Origin of the sequence: Gramella sp. MT6 (genome assembly GCF_019357415.1) — a bacterium.
In the GTDB taxonomy this organism is placed as follows: domain Bacteria; phylum Bacteroidota; class Bacteroidia; order Flavobacteriales; family Flavobacteriaceae; genus Christiangramia.
The window spans coordinates 2,228,012-2,252,231 of record NZ_CP048410.1 but is presented as its reverse complement, the minus strand read 5'-3'; the positions used below and the strand labels follow the sequence as shown (position 1 = coordinate 2,252,231).

The following is a 24,220-nucleotide window of genomic DNA, read 5'->3' as shown; positions in this document are numbered from 1 at the left end:
ATTAAGTAAAATTAAATAATGGAAGAAAAGAAAATAGATATTCAATCTATAATTGGATTTATTCTAATTGGAGGTATCCTTTTATGGATGCTTTATAATAACACTCCTGATGAAACTGAAGCTGTAGACGAAACAACAACAGAACAGGTTCAACAAAACACACAGGAATCTCAAACCCCAGATAATCAACCGGAATCTAAAACGGCACAGAATGATTCTACTTCATTAGCAGACGCTCAGCGTAGATTAGGAGCATTTGGTTATTCTGAAACTCTTACTTCAGCACAGGGTGGTACCACAACTATTTCTAACGACGTTCTAGAACTAAAGATTTCCAATAAGGGTGGTTATATTGAGGAAGCCAGGCTTAAAAATTTCAAGACCTACGACTCACTCCCGGTACATCTTATTAAAGACGGGAATGCTTCTTTGAATATGACCTTCAGTACTACAGACGGTAGAACCCTGAATACTGAAAATCTCTATTTTGAACCTTCCCTTACAGAAAGCAACGGCAATCAAATCTTATCTATGAAACTTAAGGTTTCTGAAGATGAATACCTGGAATACCGCTATGCGATGCGCCCGGGCGAATATATGTTGGATTTCAGCATTCGATCACAAGGTTTAACTAGTGTTCTTAACTCGGCTGAAACTCCGGTTCTGGATTGGAAACTTAAAGGTTATCGCCATGCAAAAAGTATTTCTTATGAAAATAGGTATACAGACCTTATCTATGAATATGATGGAGATGATGATGGTAGTGTGAGCAGTGGAGATGAAGAAGAGGAGAATATTTCTTATATCGCTTACAGGCAGCATTTCTTTTCTTCTATTCTATTAACAGACAATCCATTTAAGACAAGTACTTTTGAAGTAGAAAATCTGGTTGAGGATGAAGAGGTAGATACTGTTTTTACCAAAACTTTTGCTTCTACTATTCCATTGGAGTTGAAAGCGGGAGAACTTAATTATAGTATGAACTGGTACTACGGTCCTTCAGACTATAAGATTCTGAACGATTATGATCGTAACCTTGACGAAATCATTCCTCTTGGATGGGGAATCTTTGGTTGGATCAATAAATATCTTTTCATACCATTCTTTGCGTTTTTAGCCGGAGTACTTCCAAGTTACGGCCTGGCGATCATCGCTATGACTATCGTGGTAAGAATCGTTTTATCCCCGGTAACATACAAATCCTATCTATCTCAAGCTAAGATGAAAATCCTTAGACCTGAGATCAATGAGCTAAACGAGAAGTATAAGGATAATGCTATGAAGAAGCAACAGGAAACTATGAAGCTTTATAGCAAGGCGGGAGCCAGCCCTATGAGTGGATGTTTACCTGCATTGATGCAGATCCCGGTATTCTATGCATTATTCCAGTTCTTCCCAAGTGCTTTTCAGCTAAGACAGAAAAGTTTCCTATGGGCAGATGACCTTTCAAGTTATGATACAATAGCTCAACTACCGTTCACTATTCCATTTTACGGTGATCACGTTAGTTTATTTCCTATCCTTGCTTCTATCGCCATATTCATTTATATGATGATGACCACAGGACAGAATATGCAGGCCAGCCAACAGCCTGGAATGCCTAACATGAAGTTCCTTATGTATCTTTCTCCACTTATTATGTTGATATTCTTCAATAATTACGCGAGTGGATTATCGCTTTATTACTTTACATCCAACCTTATTACAATAGGTATCATGCTGGTAATTAAATATGCGATCATCGATGAAGATAAGATCCATGCCAAGATCCAGGAGAACAAAAAGAAACCTAAAAAACAGAACAGGTTCACTAAAAAGTTCCAGGAGATGATGGAACAGGCAGAAGAACAACAAAAGAAACAGAAACGCTAACTACGTTTTCCAATAATAAAGAAAAGGCCCTGTTTTACAGAGGCCTTTTTTTTATGGCAAGGATCCAAACCTTCAATTATACTGAATAACTAGTTCAATGTATATATCAGAGTTTTGATCAAATAATACCAAAGATCTGTGTTAAGAAATAGATCTGGAACTTCAATAATGGTTAAAAAGAAAAAGCCTCTGATAATTCAGAGGCCTTTCTATTCAAACAAATAAACAAAACATTAATAAGCTATATTATTCTAATGTTGGCAATAATACCATATCGATTGCATGAATTACACCGTTAGTAGCCTGAACATCTGCAGCAACTACGGTTGAAACTCTTTCATTAACATCGGTAATGGTAACAGTTTCATCTTCCGCAACATTAATAGTAAAGTCTTCTTCAAGGAAAGTGGTTACCTCCATTCCATCTGACAATTCATCTGAAGTTACATTATCTCCGGTAACTACATGGTAAGAAAGTACGTCTGCTAACAGATCTGCATCAATATCTCCAAGTCCTTCTACTTCCAATTCTTCAAGTAAAGCAGCAAAAGCATCATCGGTTGGAGCAAATACTGTATATGGTCCTTCACCCTGAAGAGTTTCAATAAATGTATAAGAATCTTCTCTGGTCAAAGCTTCCACAAGGATCGAGAATGTTGGATCTGCAGTTGCAAACGTAGTTACATCTGGAAGTCCAATTACCGCGTCTACAGCATGAATTACTCCATTATCTACTTCAGTATCTGCAGTAGTAACAGTACTCATACCATTAAGCGTTACTCCATCATCTGTATTAACGTAAAGGCTAACGGCCTCACCATCAGGTCCAGCTTCAGCTAAACTAGTAATATACCCGGTTGAAAGATCTGTAGACATAACGCTTCCTGTTCGTACATGGTTCATTAGCACTAAGGTTAATACGTCTGTAGGTATATCACCTAATTCTGTCCAGTCGTCATTTGAATCAAGCAGTGCCTGGAATGCATCGTTGTCTGGAGCAAATAAGGTATATTCAGTATCTCCATCTAATGTTGCAGTAAGACCTGCTGCTTCGATAGCCGCAGCTAGTGAAGAATAATCGTCGTTCGCATTCAAATAATCAATGATCGTGTTAGATTCCACCGGAGTATCATCAGCAGGATCTGGTCCCGGATCTACCGTCACGTCATCATCAAATTGGAAATCGTCGTCTTCATCACAAGCTGTGAATCCGAAGCAAATAATAAGTGCAAGAATACTTAACTTCGCATTTTTTAAAATAAAATTCATAATTCTAAGTTTTAGTTATTGATTAGCTTTTGACTTTGTGTAAAAGTAGAACCAAAATACCTATAATTCTGTTTAATCTTTGTTAAAAATGAATAAACATCAATTTTTTTTAATCATATCACTCTATTTATCAGCTATTTGTATAGGGCAAGAAAACCAGTTTGACGCCGAAGGACGTCGTCATGGCACCTGGAAAGTAGATTTTGAAGGTACTTCTAACCCTAAATTTGAAGGGAAATTCGAGCATGGAAAAGAAACTGGAAAATTTAAATTCTACAAAAAAGGATATTATGATCATCCGGCTGCAATCATGAATTTTGTAGAAGGAAAAGACTCAGTTCAGGTAACTTATTACACCCAGAAGGGTGCTCCAATTAGTGAAGGAAAGATGCTGGACAAAAAACGTGAAGGGAAATGGGTTTACTTTCATCAGGAATCAGATAGTATCATGATGACCGAGGATTATAAGAACGACACACTAAATGGTTTTCAAAAAACTTACTTTAAAAACGGGAAGCTTGCAGAGAAAACCGAATATATAAAAGGAGAAAAGCACGGAGAAAGCATTATTTATGCAGATAACAGCCAGATCACTAAAAAACTGAAATATAAGGACGGCCAATTACATGGCCCGGCAGAATATTATACCGCAAAAGGTGAAAAGATCATGGAAGGTTCTTATTCCGAAGGCAGTAAATCTGGGCATTGGAAATATTATAAAGACGGAGAACTAGAAAGCGAGGAAGATTATTAAAATTGAATATATTTGAATAACTAAAATATCTACTTATGAAAAAGCTCTTAATCTTACTATTATCAATAAGTTTATTCACCGCCTGTAGCGACGATGATGATTCAGGTACAGAAGGAAATATTGTTGGAACCTGGAGACTTGCAGCCGCTACCAATGTACCTGGCTTCACTGTTGATGAGTGCACCGGGCAATCTACCATAACTTTTAATGCGGATAATACAGCTTCTTCTACCTTCTATTCAGAGGTTCAGGAACAATGCGTGGCAAATACTGACAGTGGTTCGTGGAGTAATTCTTCCGGCTCACAATACACAATTGAAATACCAGGTTTTGATGAACCAGTAGATGGGACGGTAACTTTTAGTAATGAAAACAGGTTTACATTTACTCCGAATGATCTGCCAACTTCAAGCCTTACCTTTGAAAGAAATTAAAAGGTTTTTAAATCGAATTTAAAGGTGGCTTTCGCCACCTTTTTTTATTTCGTAATTTTGTGCGCGCTAATCCGACTCTTACATCGGTCATAGCAAATGAATAAAAAATCCAGAATGAAAAAAGTTGTAGTCGGTTTGTCCGGAGGTGTAGATTCAAGTGTTTCAGCCTATCTTTTAAAAGAGCAGGGTTATGAAGTGATTGGGCTGTTCATGAAGAACTGGCACGACGATTCAGTAACCATCTCTGATGAATGTCCCTGGCTGGATGATAGTAACGACGCCATGATGGTTGCCGATAAATTAGGTATTCCTTTTCAAACAGTTGACCTTAGCGAGCAGTACAAGGAACGTATCGTAGATTATATGTTTAATGAGTATGAGAAAGGTCGGACTCCAAATCCCGATGTACTTTGTAATCGTGAGATCAAATTCGACGTTTTCATGAAGATCGCTTTATCGCTCGGGGCAGATTACGTGGCAACCGGTCATTATTGCCGAAAAGCAGAATTCAAAAAGGATAATGAAACGGTTTACCAGCTTTTATCTGGAAAAGACAATAATAAGGACCAATCCTATTTTCTTTGCCAGTTAACCCAGGAACAACTTTCTAAAACTCTCTTCCCTATTGGCGAATTACAAAAATCTGAAGTTAGAAAGATCGCTGCAGAACAGGACCTGGTAACGGCTGAAAAGAAAGATTCTCAGGGACTTTGCTTTATAGGTAAAGTACGATTACCCGACTTTCTTCAACAGAAATTAAAACCGAAGGAAGGTGTTATTGTTGAAGTTCCGGCAGATCATGATACGTATGCTGAGGATGATGCCAGTTTTAATAACCAGATCGCTCAGTTAAAATATCTTTCTAAAAAATTCAACTATCAGTTGGAAGACGGGAAAATAGTGGGTAAACACCAGGGTGCACATTATTTCACCAAGGGCCAGAGAAAGGGCCTCGCTGTTGGCGGAACCCCTGAACCTTTGTTCGTGATAGATACAGACGTTGATGAGAACGTGATCTATACCGGCCAGGGTAAGGATCATCCGGGAATTTATCGTCAAGGACTTTTTATTTCCCAGGATGAAGTTCATTGGGTGCGCAGGGATCTGGCCATTGAAAATGGCGAAGAACTTAAGGTTAAAGCAAGGATAAGGTATCGCCAGCCATTACAGGATGCAACTCTTTACCAGACAGAAAATGGGATGTATGTGATCTTTGAAGAACCTCAGGCGTCCATTACCGAAGGTCAGTTCGTGGCCTGGTATAAAAACGAAGAGCTGTTAGGATCTGGTGTAATTTCTTAACTAGATCTTCATAAATACCGAGAGGCTGAATCTTTACCAGCACCTCAATAAATTTTCAAAAAATCGAATTCTTATATAAATAGATCCTGCCGGCTTTTCCGGCGGGATTTATATTATTATGTTTGAATAAAATTATTCAGGAAACACTTATATCCTTTTAAATAATGGCTACCAACAATAAGATCACACAACTTTTTAATATAGAATATCCTTTGATCCAGGCAGGAATGATCTGGGCTAGTGGCTGGAAACTGGCGAGCGCGGTATCAAATGCCGGCGGACTGGGAATTATTGGCTCGGGATCTATGTATCCCGACGTTCTTAGAGAGCATATTCAGAAATGTAAAAAAGCAACAGATAAACCATTTGCGGTGAATGTTCCTATGCTCTATCCAGAGATCGATAAGATCATGGAGATCATTATTGAAGAAGGAGTAAAGATCGTATTCACTTCTGCCGGAAACCCGAAAACATGGACTAAACATCTACAGGATCATGGAACAAAGGTAGTACATGTAGTGAGCAGTGTGAAATTCGCAATGAAATCTGAAGAGGCTGGTGTAGATGCTGTAGTTGCCGAAGGTTTTGAAGCTGGTGGCCATAACGGGCGCGATGAGACCACTACCTTCACCCTAATCCCGATGGTAAAGGAAAAGATATCCATTCCTTTAATCGCTGCAGGTGGAATAGCAACCGGAAGAGGAATGCTGGCGGCAATGGTCCTTGGTGCAGATGCAGTACAGGTAGGCAGCCGATTTGTGGCCACTCCTGAAGCATCTTCGCATAAAAATTTCAAGGAAATGGTGGTGAAAGCAAAAGAAGGAGATACTGTTTTAACACTGAAAGAACTTGCTCCGGTTAGATTGCTGAAAAATAAATTTTATGAGGATGTGCAAAACCTATATTCCAAAGCCCCAAGCAAGGAAGAACTTATTGAATTATTAGGAAGAGCACGCGCAAAAAAAGGAATGTTTGAAGGTGATCTTGAAGAAGGGGAACTTGAAATAGGACAAATATCAGGACTCATTCATGAGATCAAACCGGCCGCTGAAATTGTAAATGAAATGATAACCGAATTTGAAGCAGCTAAAAAAGAAGTTGCTGAGCTTTAACTGGAATAATTTTCCAGCTTCTTTAGTTCTAAACTAACAAATTCACGCCACTTCATTTCAGCATCTCTATTTTCGCTGTGGGAAGTTTCCTTGTCGAATCTATTCTGCATTTCAACGCGTTCAGATTCTATACGATTATAAATACGTTTCAGATCCTGCCGAATATTTCTGCCAATTTCATATTCAGCTAAAGCTTTTCTAAGCTTACGAGCATGCAATTCAGAAATATCAAAATGCAATTGCTCATGACCTAGCAAATAATCCCTTTCATTTATATCTTCCTGCACCCATGAACGCCCTGGATAAAAATTGGTGAAAACCTCATGTTCCAGAATAGGAACTCCTGTTGCCGTGCTATAATTCCAGGTATAGCTTATCCCTGAATTCGTATTTGCGGAATATGATAAAGTAGTATCAGGTTCAGCTTTAAAATCCTGCCAGGTGAGTTGCCTTTCCTGCTGCCACTTGATCTTCTCTTGTTCCTGAGCCCATATTGCTCTAAAGAAAAAAAGATAGCAGATTAAAAGCCCGGTACTTTTCATGAATATTTAAAAGAGATATTCTTCTCGATATCTGGATGTAAACTTTCAAGCACTGGGCAGGTTCTTCCAGTGTTTTCAAGGATCTTTGTCTCCTTTTCGCCGTAAGTTTCAGGAAAAAGTATATTCACATCAATTCTGGAGATCCTTCGAGGATCTGCTGCCATGGTTTTAGTTACCTCGGCAGAAGCTCCGTCCATATTTACCCCTAGAGATTCAGCTTTGATCCCCATAACGGTTAGCATACAGGTGGCCAGAGCATTGGCGACCGTATCTGTTGGTGAAAAAGCCTGGCCCTTGCCATGATTATCCACCGGCGCATCTGTGATCATTTTAGAACCACTTTGCAGGTGCTCAGACTCTGTTCTTAAACCACCTAGGTATTTTACTTTAGAGGTCATTGGCTTCGCTTATAGTTAGGTCCTTATTAATTTTCAAAAGATAGATCGCATCATTGGTGAATCCTCCATTTGGATTAGGCATATAATGAAATTTACTTTCGTAATACTCGGTAAAACCAGGATATCTTTCAAAAGAATCGTAAAGATCATCTGCCGAAGCCAGTCTCAAAAGAACATCAAGTGTAAGATCATAACCTCTAAGAGCGTACCTATTTGGTTCAATATTGAATCTTTCCAGGTACTTCTCATTAAAATTCTCTGTGGCCGTATTATCGTATTCTTTATCTACAGAAGGATAGTGAAATTTTAGATTCCCAAGGTGATTATTAGATATGATATCATTTTCAAATGCACTGGTCTTATTAGTTGTAAGAAGAGTGATATCGTGATTTCGCGCCAACCTGTTCAAAGCTGAAGTTGCACTGCTCACTACATTGATATTGTCTGATTCCAGGATTACCAGGTTAGGTCCTGAGGTCATCATATTGGTAAGAGCTTCTTCAGAAACATAATTATCTGTAGGGCTTACCGTTCTCGCAGATGGTAGAATGCTATTTAGTTCACTCTTTATCTGGAAAGCCTTTCCATCAGCAATAATTATAATATTCTTACCAGCAGAATTTCTCGAAATAAAATCCAGCATTGCATTTTTCATGAATTCATCTGTAGGAACCGATTGAAAAAGGTTCTGATAACCTCTCATGCTTCGGTTGGAAAGCGGATTGATCACCGGAACATTCTTATTCTCCAGTCTGGCCGCCGCTGCCTCGGTAGGACCTTGTAGTAATGGACCAATCACGGCATCTACATTGCTAAAATCGTTCGTATTAATAACATTTGCAACATCAGATGCATTCTGCCTGGTGTCATAAACCTTCAAATTGGTAGAGATGCCCATCGATTTTGCTTTATCTATCGCCATAAGAACTCCACTATAAAAATCAAGGGAAATTCTAACCACCCTTTCATTCATAATAGAATTGCGATAGGTTTCTATAGAATCCTCCTCAATCTTATTAAGGTGGTAAGGCAGCATAAGAACGATCTCTTTGGTACTGCGGTTATTTATAGAACTACTAAGATCCATTTTGGTATTGGCATATTCGCCTGTACCGGTATAACTATCATCATCAATATTTTCACCATCTGGATTCTCCGGAACTTTTAATACCATCCCGAATTTAAGTCCGTCTTTTAAGGCAGGATTCAGTTGTTTCAGTGAATCTATACTAACACCAAATCTTCTGGTTAGACTGAATAGTGTTTCCTGTGGTTTCACCTCATAGAATCTGAAACGGTCATCTGTGATGATCACAGGCTCGTCTTCAAGAACATCTGTACCTACTCTTATCATCATTCCCGGCTGCAAAGTTTCTACCCGTGGATTAATAGACTCAAGTTCTTTCACGGTCATCCCGTATTTTCTCGCGATCCCGTATTTGGTCTCCTTAGGAAGAACGATGTGTTCACGTGTTTTTGCCTGGGATTCCTGAGGTTTTGAAACAGGTGCAGGTTTAGGAGTATTATCAGCAATTATCGAATTATTAGTAGCCGCCGGAGCTGCACCACCCTGAGGTATTCTAATGGTTTCGCCCATCTGCAACTCTTTTGAATAAAGCTGCTTATTATACCTCTTGATATCATCAACGGTTACATTGTATTCTTTAGACAGGCTATAAAGGGTTTCCTTTTTCTTAACCTTATGGTCTATAAACTGCACTGAACTTTCAGTCTTAGCTTCAGATTTAGTCGCATCTACAGGGATAACGAGTTTTTCGTTCACTCCTATCCCCTCTTTAGCTTCCGGATTGTATTTGTAAATATCTTCCTCATCTATACTATAGGTTTGAGAGATACTGAAAACGGTTTCCCCTTTTTTTACAGTATGATATTTATAGGACTGGGCATTTGCCGAAGTCGCATAAAATTGAAAAAGAAAGCATATTACAAATAGGTACTTCATTATGATCGATTTAGGTTGAAATGAAAATTATCTTATTCCCACTCAATTGTTGCAGGCGGTTTTGAACTGATATCATACACCACTCTATTAACGCCCTTTACCCTGTTAATTATTGTATTAGACGTTTTTTGTAAAAATTCATAAGGCAAATTCACCCAGTCTGCAGTCATCCCGTCTGTAGATTCTACCGCTCTAAGAGCTACCACCTGCTCATAGGTTCTTTCATCTCCCATAACTCCAACAGACTGAATTGGTAACAGGATCGCTCCTGCCTGCCAAACTTTATCATATAACATCCAGTCTCTTAAACCCTGGATGAAAACATGGTCTACTTCCTGCAGGATACGTACCTTTTCTGCGGTGATATCCCCAAGGATCCTAATCGCAAGACCAGGTCCAGGAAAAGGATGTCTACCGAGTAATTCCTTATCTATACCAAGTTCCTTACCAACTCTTCTAACCTCATCTTTGAATAACATTCTAAGAGGCTCCACAACTTTCAATTTCATAAAGTCTGGCAAACCACCTACGTTATGGTGAGATTTGATCGTCACCGAAGGTCCGTTTACTGAAACCGATTCAATAACATCTGGATAAATGGTTCCTTGTGCAAGGTAAACCACATCCTTTATCTCATGCGCTTCGTCGTCAAAAACTTCAATAAAAGTATTCCCGATGGCTTTACGCTTTTCCTCAGGATCGCTTAATCCTTTTAGAGCATCCAGAAATCGTGCCGAAGCATCAACTCCCTTAACGTTAAGCCCCATATGTTTATATTGATCCAGAACGCTTTCGAATTCGTTCTTTCTTAAAAGACCATTATTTACAAAAATGCAATAAAGGTTTTTTCCGATAGCTTTATGAAGAAGAACTGCCGCTACGGTAGAATCAACTCCACCACTAAGACCTAATACTACCTTATCATCTCCGATCTTTTCCTTAAGCTCTGAAACCGTAAGATCCACAAAAGCTCCCGGAGTCCAGGTTTGTTTGGTGCCGGCGATCTTTACTAGAAAATTCTCCAGCAATTGCTTTCCATCTGTAGAGTGATATACCTCTGGATGGAACTGTATAGCAAAAGTTTCTTCCCCTTCAATTCTGTAAGCCGCGTTCAGTACATCTGAGGTACTGGCCAGTCTCACTCCATTTTCAGGAAGGTCGATAATAGAATCACTATGGCTCATCCAAACCTGTGAATTCTCCTTAATATTTTCAAATAAAGGTTCAGCATCCTTGATCACAGAAAGATTGGCTCTACCATATTCCCTGGTATCTGAAGGTTCTACTTTTCCCCCTGAGAAATGCGCCAGGTATTGTGCGCCATAACAAACTGCCAAAACCGGTAGTTTGCCACGAATTTGTGAAAGATCTGGGTGCGGTGCATCTTCAGCTCTTACCGAAAATGGACTTCCGGAAAGGATGACTGCTTTAAAACCTGATAAATCTTCTGGTATTTTGTGATAAGGATAAATTTCGCAGTAAATATTCAGCTCTCTAACTCTTCGTGCTATAAGCTGGGTGTACTGCGAGCCAAAGTCTAGGATGAGTACGTTGTTTTGCATGCGCAAAAATAGGAAAACGAGAAAAAATGAAAGCAAAGGATTTGATAAAATTTCTATATTTAATTAAGCATAAACATCTACCCATGAAATACATTAGTGCGATCATCTTTTCTATCGCGATAGTCCTAGCAGCCTGGTTTCTGGGCGATTCTTACGTTTCAAGAGCAAATCCAGATGGTGTGATCTCGGTGACGGGATCTGGAAGTGAAAATTTCATTTCAGACCTTATAGTTTGGGAAGGTAGATTCAGCAGGATGAATCCTAACCTTGAGGAAGCCTATACCCAATTGAACCGGGATAAGGAAATCGTTAGAAAATATTTAGTTGACCAGGGCATTAAGGCCGAAAATATCGTTTTCAACTCTGTGCAGACGATTGAACAGATGGAAAATCAATATCAAAACGGAAATTTTACCGGTAGCATCTTTAAAGGATATGAACTCATCCAGCCAATAAAAATTGAATCAACAGAAGTTGAGCTTATAGAAAGTGTATCTCGTGAAATTACTGAATTACTGAACAAGGGAGTTCAGTTCAATTCCTCACCACCCAGATATTACTACACTAAGATCGCCGATCTGAAAATCCAGATGATCTCTAAAGCTACCGAAGATGCTCGGTTAAGAGCGGAAAAGATCGCTGCCAATAGTGGCGAATCCCTCGGAGATCTAAAGAGCGCAAACATGGGTGTATTTCAAATTACGGGACAAAATAGTGGAGAAGATTATAGCTGGAGCGGCGCTTATAATACTGCAGATAAAAATAAAACAGCCTCAATTACTATGAGGCTGGAGTATGAAATTGATTGATCTTATTTACTAGTGTTGGCCTGCGCCAGCCGATGTACTTACAAAGTCACGGTATATTTTCCACTCACCATCAATATTCTTCCATAAAGTGGAATATTGTCCATGATCAACCTTTTGTCCGTCTGCAGTATGGATTTCGTAGCTACCAATTTCATGAGCATAGTCGCCAAAATCAAGAACTTCATTCGTTTGGACAACTAACTTCAAATTTTGATCGGCCATGGGCTTATGCGCATTCGTTACGGCTTCTCTTCCGTTTAAAGCTTCCTCCCCAGACATTTTAAACATCACATCTTCGGCAAAGAAAGAACCGAATGCATCATAGTCTCCATTTTCCATGGCTTCCTGCATACTTTTAGAATTCTTTTCGATCACAGATTTAACATCAGAAGAACCCTGAGAATTCATAGTAAAACACATTGAAACAGCTGCACAGAACAGTACAATTACTTTTTTCATAATTAAAATTGGTTTAGTTGGTTAATTGTTTCCCTCAAAAGGGTATTCTAATATATGAAAAATAGCAGCTAAGTTTCAAATTAACAGAAACTTACAACTAACTCAGTGTCGCCAGAATTTCATCTATATCCTTTTCTGTAGTATCCGGATTTATAAAACAAAATCTTATTACGCTTTCCTCCTTCCAAAGTGAGGGAGTAACCAGTGCAAAACCAGAATTATGATTTTTGTAGGTCCAGTCCCGATAATCCTCTGCAACCCATCCTTTTCTCTTGAATAGAACTACCGATAAACTTGCCGGTCTTACCAACTCAAGTTCGTTATTCTTTTTGACCTTCTCGGCGGCAATTTTAGCCAGCTCTATCCCACGCTCAATCGCCTTTTTATATTTATTGGTACCATGCATCGCCAATGAGAACCACAATGGCATTCCGCGAAGTCGTCGGGTAAGCTGAATTTGATAATCTGCCGGGTTAAATCCCTGCGCCCCTTCATCCTTGAAGATCTCCAGGTAAGCACCTTTCTGAGAATGTGCTTTTTTAGCGAGCTCTAAATTCTTATAAATAACAGCCCCGCAATCGTAAGGAGAAAACAGCCATTTATGAGGATCTATAGTGATACTGTCTGCTTTCTCTATTCCGTTGAAAAGATGTCTTACCGAATTCGCCGCGAGTGCTCCTCCACCATATGCGCAGTCTACATGCAACCAGATATTTTCTTCCTCACATATATCTGCTATCCCCTGCAGATCATCTATGATTCCGGCATTCGTGGTACCACCGGTAGCAACGATTGCAAATAATCTGTTTCGATCATTTTCATCCATTTCATCCAGTGCCTTTCTCAACTCAGTTCCGGATAGATATTCTTCTTCAGAATCAATAAGCTGGATATCTGCATCCATCACTTTCGCCATAGATTTAATAGAACTATGAGCTCCGGTCGAGGCCAATAATAAGGCTCTGTCTCTGGCATGACCTGGCTTTTGTTCCCTCCATTCTTCTCTGGCGGTCACCAGCGCCGAAAGATTGGCGGCTGTACCACCACTGGTAAAAACACCAAAAGCACCTTCAGGTAATTTGGTAAGGGAAACCAGCCATTTCATAGCCTGGTTCTCACAAAAAATTCCACCAGCACCTTCCATCCAGTAAGCTCCATGAATACTTGAAGCCGAAGTCACAAGGTCAAACATGATCGCTGCCCTGGTAGGTGCGGCCGGTACAAATGCCAGGTGGCGCGGGTGATCTATAGGAACAGTTGCCTTTACCAGTACATCTCTGAATAACTGGAAGGCATTTTCTCCACCTATTCCTTCAGGAGTGATGGTCTCTCCTACAATTCTTAGTAAATCCTCTTCTTTTTTGGGTGACCCAAGTTCAGGTGTTACGTTGGAGATACGATCTATTGTATATTTCATGACATCGAGGGTCATTTCCACAAGATCCATATCTATGGTATGCATTCTATTCTTTTCCAAAAGTCAAAATTTTAAAGTTAGATTCCAGGGGATCTAAATTCTCTAAAAGGTTTTTGATAAGTTCTTCACCAAATTCTACGTAAAACTCAGAAAAATTGGTTTGTCTTTCCTGTAGGCTGCGATTCGGAAATAGATCGTTCTGAAGTTTAGCTATCCTCTCTACCTCATCTTTCAGCTTCCTTTTTTGCGCTTTCAAAAGTCTATTTTCGAGATTATCTAGTCCTTTCAACTGCTTCACCTCCTGAGCTTTTACAGCTCCCAGGAAGGTTTCATCTGTTTGTTCAGCCAGATCATACATATGTTGAAACTGCTTAACCAGATGTTCCTTTTGTGGTGAAAAGTCTATATCTATATTTGAAATCTTCCTTACTTTCCTGTTTATAAGTTCATGCTGTTTCAGAAAAAGTTCAGGTATGGAAATATTTAAACGTTCGCGTTTCCCATTTTGCTTAGCTGTCTGCAGCAAGGCCGAATTCCGAAGCAACAAAAATGGAAATGTTATCTTTTCCGCTTCAAAGTATGATTTCAACTCCAGCCAGTATGCCAGTTCACCTCCACCACCTATATAGCAAAGATTTGGCAATATCACTTCCTGATAAAGCGGCCGTAGCATCACATTAGGACTAAACCGCTCCGGATGTTCCTTTAACTCCATTAGAATCTCATCTTTATTCCAGGAGATCTCCGTTTCGTGAACAAAGTATTTTCCGTCTTTTTCAATGATCCTTTCACGAAGTTCATCTGTTAAATAGAAAAGGTTTATCTCTCGAGGATTCACCTGGATATTATATCCCAGAGAATTTATTTTTTCAACAGTTTCTGAGGTTTTGCTATGCGATATTTGTTTGGTAAGCTCATTTTCCACAAAAGGGACAAAGTGTTTTTTCAGTCTTTTATCGCCGGCTGCCATGATCACTAAACCATATTCTCCAAAAATTTCATTAGCAATGAATCGGGTGGCATCGGTTAGATTATCATGCTCCAGATATCCTTTCTCAAAAAGGGATTTAAGATATTCTGCATTTTCACCTCCGCCGATCTCAGCTGAAAACAGTTTAAAAACTTCCTCAAGTCCTTCCGTAGAAAGTTTTCCAACAGCAGTGTTTCCAGCCCTTTTATCTGCATTGTTCCATTTGAACTTCTTACCATTGAGATTGAAATAGTTTATTTCTTCAAAATCATGATCTTCTGTCGCCATCCAGTAGATGGGAATAAAGTTTTTTTCAGGATATTTATGTTTTAACTGCCTCGTAAGATTTATGGTAGAAATTATCTTATATAGAAAATAAAGCGGACCAGTAAAAAGGTTCAACTGATGCCCGGTCACCACGGTGAAAGTATTTTCAGAAGCCAAAGAATCAATATTTTCTCCTGTTCTTTCAGAAACTTCAAGGCCTGAATATTGATCATTTAAAACTTCGACCAGGTCTTTACGAATACTTTGATCATAACTCTTCTGTTTCTCCTCTATCTGAGGCCCAAAATTTTCAATTTTTGGATACCGGTTATAGAATTCTTTCAGGCTGTCTTTTTCAGCCAGATAATCAAGAATTAAAGGTGAAAAGTAATTGGTTTCGGGATAGAGAATTGTTTCTTCCGACATTGTATCGTATGATATTTGGTGTAAATATACGGTGTTTTGGATACTTTTTTAAAAGCCTGGTTTTTTAAGAAACTATTAACAATGCAGGAAAAATAGCCAAGTATTTAATTAATAACTTTCTAAGGCTAAATTTCAGAAATATGTACTCCAATATTCTTAAGATCGTATTAATATTTTCTGTAGCCCTCTTCTTTTCTTGTAGTTCGTCAGACGATTCTAATCCCCCGGCATCTGAAAGAACCTATGCTGATGTGGAGGCCGACTTCCAGGAAATAGATTTCCAAACTGGTATTAATGACGTTTCCCTGGTAAATACTATTGGGGTAGAATGGTTTTTCAGGGTGATTATCCCAGAAGGAGACCTTTCTTCAAACCCAAGACCTTTGGTTATGACCTTACATGGTGCCGCGGGAGGCAATCCCGATGCTCATAAGACCACTGCCTGTTATGCTGAGCCGGGTTTTGAAGCAATTGATCCAATAATTATCAGCCCGAATGGCGGAACCCAGGACTGGCTGCAGTTTGCCAACCAGGATCTAGTGCTAAGCCTTATAGATCTTGCGGTTAAATATTTACCGGTAGATGATTCTAAAATAGTAGTCAACGGTTATAGCAATGGAGGTAATGGAGCCTGGTTCTATGGGGAAACACAACCCAATCTGGTAAGCGCTGCCATCCCTATGGCAAGTTCTTATAGCACTTATAGTACCCAGGGAACTCCCAGGAGAATGGATATCCCTATGTATGTAATACATGGAGAGGATGATGAATTATTTTCTTTAGAAGAAACTCAGGAATGGGTGGAAGCTACCAACAGCGTAGGCAGCGATGTGACCCTGGAGGTTGCACCTGGACTAACGCACAACGAGCCGTGTAATTATGTGGAATATTTGAAGAATGCCGCGAATTGGTTACAAACTGATGTCTGGAATTAAATAAACCTGGTAGGGAAGAGAATTTTTCAGATTCCAATATAATTTTATTATAAACAGGCTTTATATTTACTGATATTATTCACAAACCCTAAATTGAATGAATTATCAGTACGCTATCTTGAGCTTTTTTCTTTGCATAGGACAATTTTTAACAGCTCAGGAATTACAATCTCCTTCAGATTTTCTTGGATACGAACTTGGCAGTCAGTTTTCACGTCATGCAGATGTGGTGAACTATTTTAAAAATATTGCGGAAACCTCCCCGATGGTTGAGTACCACACCTACGGAAAAACCAATGAAAGACGACCTCTTACTTACGCTGTGATTTCTTCTGAAGCGAATATCTCTAATCTTGAAAATATCAGGAAAGCGCATATAAATAGTACTGATGATGATTCCGAGAATAAAAATTCAGAAGTTGCCATTGTCTGGCTAAGTTATAATGTTCATGGTAATGAAGCCTCCAGTACAGAAGCGGCCATGAAAACGCTCTTCAACCTTATAACAGAAAAAAAAGACTGGCTTGAGAATACTGTGGTCATTATGGATCCCTGTGTAAATCCCGATGGAAGGGATCGCTACGCCAATTGGTATAATCAGGTAAAAACAGAACCTTACAATGTTTTTCAGGAAGCTTCTGAGCACCATGAACCATGGCCGGGTGGTAGACCAAACCATTATCTTTTTGACCTTAATCGTGACTGGGCCTGGGCAACGCAAATAGAAACCCAGGAAAGATTAAAAGTATACAATCAATGGTTGCCTCATATCCATGTAGATTTTCATGAACAGGGAATAAATGAGCCATATTATTTTGCTCCGGCAGCTGAACCTTTTCATGAAGTGATCACTCCGTTTCAGAGAGATTTCCAGACCAGGATTGGTAAGAACCACGCTAGATATTTTGATAAGGAAGGATGGTTATATTTTACCGGGGAGCGCTTTGATCTCCTCTACCCCAGTTACGGAGATACCTACCCTACATACATGGGTGCTATTGGGATGACCTATGAACAGGCGGGTCATGGACGAGCAGGATTGGGAATTAGAACCGATGAAGGATATATTTTAACCTTAAAAGATCGCCTCGAACATCATTACACCACCGGGCTTTCAACCGTAGAGGTTGCTTCTAAGAACGCTTTAGAATTGAACAAAGAGTTCCAGAATTATTTTAGCGATGAAGATTTTGATTATAAGAGCTATGCCCTTAAAGGAAGTTCTGATAAACTGGAATTACTTAAGGAATTACTGGACCGGCACGAAATTAAATATTCTTACGGAAATTCTGGAAAAATAAGCGGATACAGTTTTAACGGGAATGGCAAAGGTAGCTTAAGTAGTGATGAGAATACGCTCATTGTCTCTACAGATCAGCCAAAGGGAAAAATGGTAAAAGTTTTATTTGAACCTAAAACTAAACTACAGGACTCCCTTACCTATGATATCACAGCCTGGAGCCTTCCTTACGCTTATGGACTGGATGCTGTGGCGAGTACCAGAGAAATCTCAGGTTCAGATAAGGTAAGTACTACTAATTTTCAAAATACGGTAAATGAAAATGGAGCCGGCTATATCGCAAAATGGGACAGCATGCAAGATGCACAGTTCCTGGCAGACCTAATTAAAAAGGGAGTCAAAGTAAGGTTTAGTGAAGTTCCTTTCGAAAGCAACGGACAAAAGTTCGCTCCCGGAAGTCTTATTATTACTAAAAGTGATAACCGGAAACTTGAAAATTTCGATACCAAAGTTATTGAAACGGCTAATAATCATAAGCGACAGCTATTAACCGCCGAAACTAGTTTTGCCGGCAGCGGTCCCGATTTTGGATCTCCAGATATCAAGATCATCAATGAACAAAGAATAGGTTTACTAAAAGGAAATGAGGTTTCCTCGTTAAATTTTGGAGAGATCTGGTATTTCTTTGAGCAGGACCTTAATTATCCTGTAACACCTATAAATACTGAATATTTTGACAGAATTGATCTAAACGATCTGGATGTACTAATCATGCCTGAAGGCTGGTATAGTGACTTTATGGATGAAAAAACTTTAGAGAAGATCTCTTCATGGGTTAAAAATGGAGGAAAACTTATTGCAGTTGGGAACGCCGTTGGAACTTTCAATGAAAAAGAGGGCTTCGGAATTTCAGAAAATAAGCAGATTGAAAAAGATTCTACTACCACTGAGGCTAATCTAATTCCATACGCCAAAAGAGAACGCGAAAGCATTAAAGATCTCATTACCGGAAGCATCATTAAAACAAAAATTGATAATACGCATCCGCTGGCGTTTGGATACGACGATAATTATTTCAGCCTGAAATTAAGTAGTGACAGTTACTCATTATTAAGCGATGGTTATAATGTTTCTTATATTGAGGATCCTGAAGTGGTTTCAGGTTTTGCCGGTAGCGAAGCGGTTAAAAATTTAAAGAACTCACTGGTATTTGGAGAGGTTGAAATGGGCGAAGGAAGTATCATTTATATGGTAGACAATCCCTTATTCCGAGCTTTCTGGCAAAATGGAAAATTATTCTTTGCCAACGCCATATTTTTCACCAATAATACTGGTTTCGATTATTAATAATAAGTCACAACATGAAATTCATTAGATCATATATCATCATATTTATCCTGGGAAGTTTGGGTACTGCTGTTGCTCAGGAAAAGACAGAAAATTTCTCGGTAGATTTTGAAACTTTTAACCTTGAAAATGGATTAAAAGTGATCCTTCATCAGGACACCTCAGATCCAGTAGTAGCGGTAGCATTAACCGCTCATGTAGGATCAGCTCGGGAAAAAGAAGGAAGAACGGGTTTTGCACATTTATTCGAGCATCTTTTATTCCTTGAATCTGAAAATCTCGGAAAGGGCGGTCTTGATAAATTAAGCGCGCGCATTGGAGGTTCAGGGGCGAACGGTTCTACCAGTAGAGACAGGACCAATTATTTTCAAACCGTACCGAATGATGCCCTGGAAAAAATGATCTGGGCCGAAGCCGATAAACTTGGTTATTTCATTAATACCGTAACCGAGCCAGTGCTGGCGAAGGAAAAGCAAGTAGTTAAAAATGAAAAGCGCCAGGGAGTAGATAACCGTCCTTACGGGCATACTTTCTACGTGATAGACCGTAATCTTTACCCGGAAGATCATCCTTATAACTGGCAGGTAATTGGTAGCCTGGAAGACCTGCAGAACGCCACCTTACAGGATGTAAAAGATTTTTATAATAAATGGTATGTTCCGAATAATGTGATCCTTACCATTTCAGGAAATTTTGATAAAGAACAGGCGCGTGAATGGGTTCATAAATATTTTGATGAGATCCCTCGCGGCCCGGAAGTGCAGGAACTGGAAAAGCAATTAGTGAACCTTCAGGAATCTAAAAGCCTGTATCATGAAGATAACTTTGCCAAACTACCAGAGTTGACACTGGCCTGGCCTTCGGTCTATTCATACCACGAAGACTCCTTCGCCCTGGAAATTCTTTCGAATTATTTAGCTGATGGAAAAAATGCACCACTTTATAAAAAACTGGTTGAGCAAAAAAAACTTAGCAGTGATGTAAATATGTTCAATTATACCTCTGAGCTGGCCGGGCAATTGATGCTTCAGGTTAGAGCCTATGACGGTAAGGATCTGGATTCAGTTAAAATGGCTATCGAGGAAACTTTCTCTGAGTTTGAAAAAAACGGAATTCCGCAGAAAGATCTCAAAAGGATAAAGGCGGGACTAGAAACGAATTTCTATAATTCTATTTCGAGTGTATTAGGAAAAGGATTTCAATTAGCCCAATATGAGATCTTTGCAAAAGATCCTAACTTTATTAACAAAGAAGTAGACAAGATGCTGGCAGTTACTACAGATGATGTTATGCGAGTTTTCAAAAAATATATTAAAGACAAAAATTATGTTGCGACCAGCTTTGTGCCCAAAGGACAATTAGACCTGGCTCTTGAAAATTCTGAAAAAGCTGAAATCGTTGAGGAAAAGATCGTAGAAGGCGCAGAAGAAGATTTCGACCCTAATCAAAAAGTAAGTTACAAAAGAACTCCCTCGAGTTTTGACCGAAGCATGGAGCCGCCATATCATGGAAAACCAGAGTTGAATATTCCAGAGATCTGGGATGCAAGAATGCCTTCTGGAATGCAGGTGATGGGAATTACCAATAACGAAGTGCCGGTAGTAAGATTCAGCCTGGAAATGAAAGGCGGTCAGTTACTGGAAAGCCGCGATAAAGCAGGAGTTTCAAATATGCTCGCCAGTATGATGACCAAAGGAACAGCTAAAAGAACCCCGGCAGAACTGGAAGAAGCTATCGAATTGTTGGGTGCAGATATCTATGTAAATGCCGGCGAGGAAAAGATCACTATCTCTGGAAATACCCTGGCTAAAAACTATGCAGAGACAATGGATCTGGTTAAGGAGATCTTACTGGAACCAAGATGGGATGAAAAGGAATTTGAACTTCTTAAACAACAAACTTTAAGTGAGCTGCAGGAAGAAATGGGTGAGCCAAATGCCATCGCTCAAAATGAGTTTAAAAAACTTATTTATGGCGAGAACAGCATACTCTCTTATAATCAATTAGGAACTCCAGAAACTGTAAAAGGTCTAAGTATAGAAGATCTAAAAAATTATTATGAGGAGAATTTATCGCCACTCGCCTCGACTTTTCTTGCCGTGGGAGCGGTTGATAAATCTGAAGCGGTAAATTCGGTAAAGGCAATTTCAGCAAGTTGGGCACCAAAAAATGTGGATTTTCCTGAGATCCCGGAATTTGAACTTCCAAAGAAATCAAGAGTTTACTTTTATGATGTCCCGGGAGCAAAACAATCTGTCTTTGCTTTTGGAGCACCCTCACTATCTGCAAAAAATGAAGATTTCTACCCGGCAGAAGTAATGAACTATCGTTTAGGCGGTGGTAGTTTCGCTTCGAGACTCACCCAGGAATTAAGGGAAGGTAAAGGTTACACTTACGGAATAAGATCAAGATTTTCAGACAGGTCTTATATAGGGCCTTTTATGATCACCAGTGGTGTAAGAAGCAATATTACTTATGAAGCTGCAGAACTTGTAAGAGATATAGTGAAAGACTATGCTACGACCTTTGATCAGGAAGATCTTGAGGTCACAAAAAGTTATATGATCAAGAGCAACGCCAGGAAGTTCGAAACTCTTGGAGCTAAATTAAATATGCTTCGTGAAATAAGTGATTACGGCTATAATTACGATTATATCAAAGACCGTGAGCAAAAAGTTGAAGAACTCAGTGTTCTGGATATACAGGATCTTGCAAAAAAATATGTAGATCCAGACAGGATGTATTACCTGATCGTGGGGGATGCCGAAACTCAATTGGAGAAATTAAAGGATTTAGGTTATGGAGAACCTGTTCTATTGAATAAAGAATCTCAGGAGAATTAGAATTTTATAAAAGTTTAGTAATAAATAAGAAACTCTATAAAAACGGTAATTTCAGTTTTAAAGCCGCTTCGGAGTATTTAGATTAAATTTATCTATAAGGATGAATACGATACTAAAATATCTTCGAAACCTGGCCATTATTGTTTTATTGCCAGCTGCTATTTATTTGATATTTGTAATTATTGGCGCTTTAATTCCAGTGAACACAAATGCTCCTGAAAATCCTTCAATACAAATTTATCTCGTAAAGAATGGTGCTCATACAGATATTGTGGTGCCAATTTCCAACCATATCATTCACTGGGAAAATTATATTAAACCAGCTCATTTTCCACAGAGTTCTAAAGACTTTAAATATTATTCATTCGGTTGGGGAGATCGGGAATTCTATAGAACCACGCCTTATTGGAAAGATCTTCGTTTTAAGATCGCAGTGAAAGCGCTCTTTCTGAATACGCCTTCGGCAATGCATATTTACAGGCTTCAGGATATAGAATCTGAAAAAGTGATTCCTTTGAAGGTCACTAATGAGCAATATAAAAAGCTATCTGGATATTTTCTAAAACATCTTAGATTTTCGGAAGGATCATTGAACCCGCTGGAGTTCAGATATTCTGAAAACGATGTTTTTTACAACTCTGAATCTTTATTTCATGCCTTCAGGACCTGCAATACCTGGGCAAACAGCGCACTTAAAGTTTCTGGAATAAGAGCCTGCTTATGGACTCCTTTTGCAGAACCCTTATTATGGCAATTTTCGTAATTCTTTCTGATAATTAAACGAATAGATCCAGCTAATTAAACAGACTTAATTTTTAGTTCTTTCCGCTTAGGCTTTTCAGTAGTAACATTTAAAGGTTCGCCATACAGATCGAAATCGGCAGCATCGGTGATCTTTACCTCGTAGTAATCACCGGTCTTTAGATATACTGAAGTAGCATCGATCAAGACCTCATTATCCACATCTGGAGAATCAAATTCAGTACGTCCAACAAAGTAATTACCTTCTTTTCTATCAATAACTACTTTAAAGGTCTCCCCTATTTTCTGCTGATTCAGCTCCCAGGAGATCTGAGACTGAATTTCCATAATTTCATTAGCTCTTTCCTGCTTTACTTCCTGTGGTACATCGTCCACAAGATTATAGGCGTGGGTATTCTCTTCATGAGAATAGGTAAAACAACCAAGACGCTCAAAACGCATCTCTTTCACCCATTCTTTTAATTCCTGAAAATGCTCTTCAGTTTCACCAGGATACCCAACAATAAGAGTTGTTCTGATTACCATTTCCGGAACCGTTTTTCTGAATTCTTTCAGAAGTTTGGTAGTCTTCTCATGAGTGGTACCACGTCGCATTGATTTAAGAAGATCATCTGAAATATGCTGAAGTGGAATATCAAGATAATTACAAACCTTAGGCTCACGTTTCATCACGTCTAACACATCCATTGGGAAACCGGTAGGAAAAGCATAATGCAACCTGATCCATTCTATACCTTCAACCTTCACAAGATTCTCAAGTAATTCTGCCAGGTTACGTTTTTCATAAAGATCAAGACCGTAATAAGTAAGGTCCTGAGCGATCAAAATAAGTTCTTTCACTCCATTGGCAGCAAGCTTTTCAGCTTCCGTTACCAGATTCTCAATTGGAGTAGATTTATGACCTCCACGCATTAAAGGTATCGCGCAGAACGAGCAAGGACGATCACAGCCCTCAGCGATCTTTAGATAAGCGTAGTTCTTAGGAGTCGTAGTAATTCGCTCTCCAATAAGTTCGTGTTTATAGTCAGCTTCCAAAGCGCTAAGAAGTCCTGGAAGTTCTGTAGTTCCAAAATACTGGTCTACATCAGGAATTTCTTTCTGCAGGTCCGGTTTGTACCTTTCACTCAAACATCCGGTAACAAAAACCTTATCTACTTCTCCATGTTGTTTTTTTTCAACAAATTCAAGAATGGTGTTTACCGATTGCTCCTTAGCATTATCAATAAACCCGCAGGTATTTATCACTACTATATTCCCCTCTTCTTCATGTACAACATCCTTATCGTTCGCCTTCAGCTGCCCCATCAAAACCTCTGAGTCGTAAACATTCTTGCTACAACCAAGGGTTACCACATTGATCCTGTTCTTCTTTAGTGACTTCGTTCTCATAAACTTACTGCTCTATATTTGAACCTCGAATTACTTGTTGAAGTAATTCTAAGCGGGTGCAAAGATACAATCTAAAATTAGATTTCAAGGAGCTTAAGCCGTAAGTCTTAAAGACTTCAGAAAACTAAGATCTGGTTTTGTATCTTCA

The 24,220-nt window shown here is 39.1% G+C and carries 19 protein-coding genes; 10 read left to right on the top strand and 9 right to left on the bottom strand.

Features of this window, described 5'->3' with window-relative positions; translation table 11 throughout:
- Positions 1–18: 18 nt before the first annotated feature.
- Positions 19–1,872, top strand: coding sequence for a membrane protein insertase YidC (gene yidC / locus G3I01_RS10155; protein WP_219547493.1), 1,854 nt, complete (start codon positions 19–21; stop codon positions 1,870–1,872).
- A gap of 246 nt (positions 1,873–2,118) precedes the next feature.
- Here yidC and G3I01_RS10150 read toward each other — a convergent pair whose 3' ends face one another.
- Entirely contained in the window at positions 2,119–3,141 is a 1,023-nt protein-coding gene (locus tag G3I01_RS10150) for a fasciclin domain-containing protein (protein WP_219547491.1), read from the bottom strand.
- Between the two features lie 88 nt (positions 3,142–3,229).
- Between G3I01_RS10150 and G3I01_RS10145 the strand changes: the two genes are divergently transcribed.
- The 4 genes from G3I01_RS10145 to G3I01_RS10130 all read left to right on the top strand — a co-directional run bounded on the left by G3I01_RS10145 (position 3,230) and on the right by G3I01_RS10130 (position 6,743).
- The gene (locus G3I01_RS10145; RefSeq protein ID WP_219547489.1) at positions 3,230–3,895 is read left to right on the top strand and encodes an aspartic peptidase; all 666 of its coding nucleotides are present in this window, start codon (positions 3,230–3,232) and stop codon (positions 3,893–3,895) included.
- A 35-nt stretch (positions 3,896–3,930) separates the two neighbouring features.
- Positions 3,931–4,329, top strand: a complete 399-nt coding sequence (locus G3I01_RS10140; protein ID WP_219547487.1) for a lipocalin family protein — start codon at positions 3,931–3,933, stop codon at positions 4,327–4,329.
- A gap of 114 nt (positions 4,330–4,443) precedes the next feature.
- Complete coding sequence (mnmA, locus tag G3I01_RS10135; protein WP_219547485.1) at positions 4,444–5,631, top strand: tRNA 2-thiouridine(34) synthase MnmA; 1,188 nt, start codon at positions 4,444–4,446, stop codon at positions 5,629–5,631.
- Between the two features lie 164 nt (positions 5,632–5,795).
- The gene (locus tag G3I01_RS10130) at positions 5,796–6,743 is read left to right on the top strand and encodes a nitronate monooxygenase (RefSeq protein WP_219547483.1); all 948 of its coding nucleotides are present in this window, start codon (positions 5,796–5,798) and stop codon (positions 6,741–6,743) included.
- On the opposite strand, the gene G3I01_RS10125 is transcribed toward G3I01_RS10130, so the two are convergent.
- Genes G3I01_RS10125 through guaA form a run of 4 tightly spaced genes read right to left on the bottom strand, consistent with a single transcriptional unit; the run spans position 6,740 to position 11,208 of the window.
- A complete protein-coding gene (locus G3I01_RS10125) occupies positions 6,740–7,285 on the bottom strand; it encodes a DUF922 domain-containing protein (RefSeq protein WP_219547481.1) in 546 nt (181 codons plus the stop codon). The two genes, G3I01_RS10130 and G3I01_RS10125, sit on opposite strands and share 4 nt — an antisense overlap.
- On the bottom strand, positions 7,282–7,683 hold the full coding sequence (locus G3I01_RS10120) for an OsmC family protein (RefSeq protein ID WP_219547479.1): 402 nt from the start codon (positions 7,681–7,683) through the stop codon (positions 7,282–7,284). Before G3I01_RS10120 ends, G3I01_RS10125 begins: the two co-directional genes overlap by 4 nt.
- On the bottom strand, positions 7,673–9,646 hold the full coding sequence (locus tag G3I01_RS10115) for a LysM peptidoglycan-binding domain-containing protein (RefSeq protein ID WP_219547477.1): 1,974 nt from the start codon (positions 9,644–9,646) through the stop codon (positions 7,673–7,675). Before G3I01_RS10115 ends, G3I01_RS10120 begins: the two co-directional genes overlap by 11 nt.
- Positions 9,647–9,678: 32 nt before the next feature.
- Complete coding sequence (gene guaA / locus G3I01_RS10110) at positions 9,679–11,208, bottom strand: glutamine-hydrolyzing GMP synthase (RefSeq protein ID WP_219547475.1); 1,530 nt, start codon at positions 11,206–11,208, stop codon at positions 9,679–9,681.
- A gap of 83 nt (positions 11,209–11,291) precedes the next feature.
- On the opposite strand from guaA, the gene G3I01_RS10105 reads away from it, so the two are divergent.
- Positions 11,292–12,017: an SIMPL domain-containing protein gene (locus G3I01_RS10105; RefSeq protein WP_219552805.1), complete on the top strand. Its 726-nt coding sequence runs from the start codon at positions 11,292–11,294 to the stop codon at positions 12,015–12,017.
- Between the two features lie 9 nt (positions 12,018–12,026).
- Here G3I01_RS10105 and G3I01_RS10100 read toward each other — a convergent pair whose 3' ends face one another.
- The 3 genes from G3I01_RS10100 to bshC all read right to left on the bottom strand — a co-directional run bounded on the left by G3I01_RS10100 (position 12,027) and on the right by bshC (position 15,556).
- Positions 12,027–12,425, bottom strand: a complete 399-nt coding sequence (locus G3I01_RS10100) for a nuclear transport factor 2 family protein (protein ID WP_219547473.1) — start codon at positions 12,423–12,425, stop codon at positions 12,027–12,029.
- A 148-nt stretch (positions 12,426–12,573) separates the two neighbouring features.
- Positions 12,574–13,938 carry an aminotransferase class V-fold PLP-dependent enzyme gene (locus G3I01_RS10095; RefSeq protein WP_219552804.1) on the bottom strand — a complete coding sequence of 455 codons (1,365 nt, stop codon included), beginning with the start codon at positions 13,936–13,938 and terminating at the stop codon, positions 12,574–12,576.
- A gap of 1 nt (position 13,939) precedes the next feature.
- Entirely contained in the window at positions 13,940–15,556 is a 1,617-nt protein-coding gene (gene bshC, locus G3I01_RS10090; protein WP_219547471.1) for a bacillithiol biosynthesis cysteine-adding enzyme BshC, read from the bottom strand.
- 140 nt (positions 15,557–15,696) lie between these two features.
- Here bshC and G3I01_RS10085 point away from each other — a divergent pair, with 140 nt between their 5' ends.
- The 4 genes from G3I01_RS10085 (at position 15,697) to G3I01_RS10070 (ending at position 22,684) form a co-directional block, all read left to right on the top strand.
- Positions 15,697–16,491: a dienelactone hydrolase family protein gene (locus G3I01_RS10085; protein WP_219547469.1), complete on the top strand. Its 795-nt coding sequence runs from the start codon at positions 15,697–15,699 to the stop codon at positions 16,489–16,491.
- Positions 16,492–16,588: 97 nt separating this feature from the next.
- The gene (locus G3I01_RS10080) at positions 16,589–19,078 is read left to right on the top strand and encodes a M14 family metallopeptidase (RefSeq protein ID WP_219547466.1); all 2,490 of its coding nucleotides are present in this window, start codon (positions 16,589–16,591) and stop codon (positions 19,076–19,078) included.
- Between the two features lie 14 nt (positions 19,079–19,092).
- A complete protein-coding gene (locus tag G3I01_RS10075; protein WP_219547464.1) occupies positions 19,093–21,921 on the top strand; it encodes a pitrilysin family protein in 2,829 nt (942 codons plus the stop codon).
- 100 nt (positions 21,922–22,021) lie between these two features.
- Entirely contained in the window at positions 22,022–22,684 is a 663-nt protein-coding gene (locus G3I01_RS10070; protein WP_219547462.1) for a TIGR02117 family protein, read from the top strand.
- Between the two features lie 35 nt (positions 22,685–22,719).
- On the opposite strand, the gene rimO is transcribed toward G3I01_RS10070, so the two are convergent.
- The gene (gene rimO, locus G3I01_RS10065; protein WP_219547460.1) at positions 22,720–24,072 is read right to left on the bottom strand and encodes a 30S ribosomal protein S12 methylthiotransferase RimO; all 1,353 of its coding nucleotides are present in this window, start codon (positions 24,070–24,072) and stop codon (positions 22,720–22,722) included.
- Positions 24,073–24,220 lie beyond the last annotated feature (148 nt).

What these genes read in the sequence shown, in the direction of transcription:
- G3I01_RS10075 (WP_219547464.1), top strand. Translation starts at nt 19,093, where the DNA reads ATGAAATTCATTAGATCATATATCATCATATTTATCCTGGGAAGTTTG.
- G3I01_RS10070 (WP_219547462.1), top strand. Translation starts at nt 22,022, where the DNA reads ATGAATACGATACTAAAATATCTTCGAAACCTGGCCATTATTGTTTTA.
- G3I01_RS10080 (WP_219547466.1), top strand. Translation starts at nt 16,589, where the DNA reads ATGAATTATCAGTACGCTATCTTGAGCTTTTTTCTTTGCATAGGACAA.
- G3I01_RS10115 (WP_219547477.1), bottom strand. Translation starts at nt 9,646, where the DNA reads ATGAAGTACCTATTTGTAATATGCTTTCTTTTTCAATTTTATGCGACT.
- G3I01_RS10125 (WP_219547481.1), bottom strand. Translation starts at nt 7,285, where the DNA reads ATGAAAAGTACCGGGCTTTTAATCTGCTATCTTTTTTTCTTTAGAGCA.
- rimO (WP_219547460.1), bottom strand. Translation starts at nt 24,072, where the DNA reads ATGAGAACGAAGTCACTAAAGAAGAACAGGATCAATGTGGTAACCCTT.
- mnmA (WP_219547485.1), top strand. Translation starts at nt 4,444, where the DNA reads ATGAAAAAAGTTGTAGTCGGTTTGTCCGGAGGTGTAGATTCAAGTGTT.
- G3I01_RS10150 (WP_219547491.1), bottom strand. Translation starts at nt 3,141, where the DNA reads ATGAATTTTATTTTAAAAAATGCGAAGTTAAGTATTCTTGCACTTATT.
- G3I01_RS10130 (WP_219547483.1), top strand. Translation starts at nt 5,796, where the DNA reads ATGGCTACCAACAATAAGATCACACAACTTTTTAATATAGAATATCCT.
- G3I01_RS10140 (WP_219547487.1), top strand. Translation starts at nt 3,931, where the DNA reads ATGAAAAAGCTCTTAATCTTACTATTATCAATAAGTTTATTCACCGCC.
- G3I01_RS10085 (WP_219547469.1), top strand. Translation starts at nt 15,697, where the DNA reads ATGTACTCCAATATTCTTAAGATCGTATTAATATTTTCTGTAGCCCTC.
- yidC (WP_219547493.1), top strand. Translation starts at nt 19, where the DNA reads ATGGAAGAAAAGAAAATAGATATTCAATCTATAATTGGATTTATTCTA.
- G3I01_RS10095 (WP_219552804.1), bottom strand. Translation starts at nt 13,938, where the DNA reads ATGCATACCATAGATATGGATCTTGTGGAAATGACCCTCGATGTCATG.
- G3I01_RS10100 (WP_219547473.1), bottom strand. Translation starts at nt 12,425, where the DNA reads ATGAATTCTCAGGGTTCTTCTGATGTTAAATCTGTGATCGAAAAGAAT.
- G3I01_RS10145 (WP_219547489.1), top strand. Translation starts at nt 3,230, where the DNA reads ATGAATAAACATCAATTTTTTTTAATCATATCACTCTATTTATCAGCT.
- G3I01_RS10105 (WP_219552805.1), top strand. Translation starts at nt 11,292, where the DNA reads ATGAAATACATTAGTGCGATCATCTTTTCTATCGCGATAGTCCTAGCA.
- guaA (WP_219547475.1), bottom strand. Translation starts at nt 11,208, where the DNA reads ATGCAAAACAACGTACTCATCCTAGACTTTGGCTCGCAGTACACCCAG.
- G3I01_RS10120 (WP_219547479.1), bottom strand. Translation starts at nt 7,683, where the DNA reads ATGACCTCTAAAGTAAAATACCTAGGTGGTTTAAGAACAGAGTCTGAG.
- bshC (WP_219547471.1), bottom strand. Translation starts at nt 15,556, where the DNA reads ATGTCGGAAGAAACAATTCTCTATCCCGAAACCAATTACTTTTCACCT.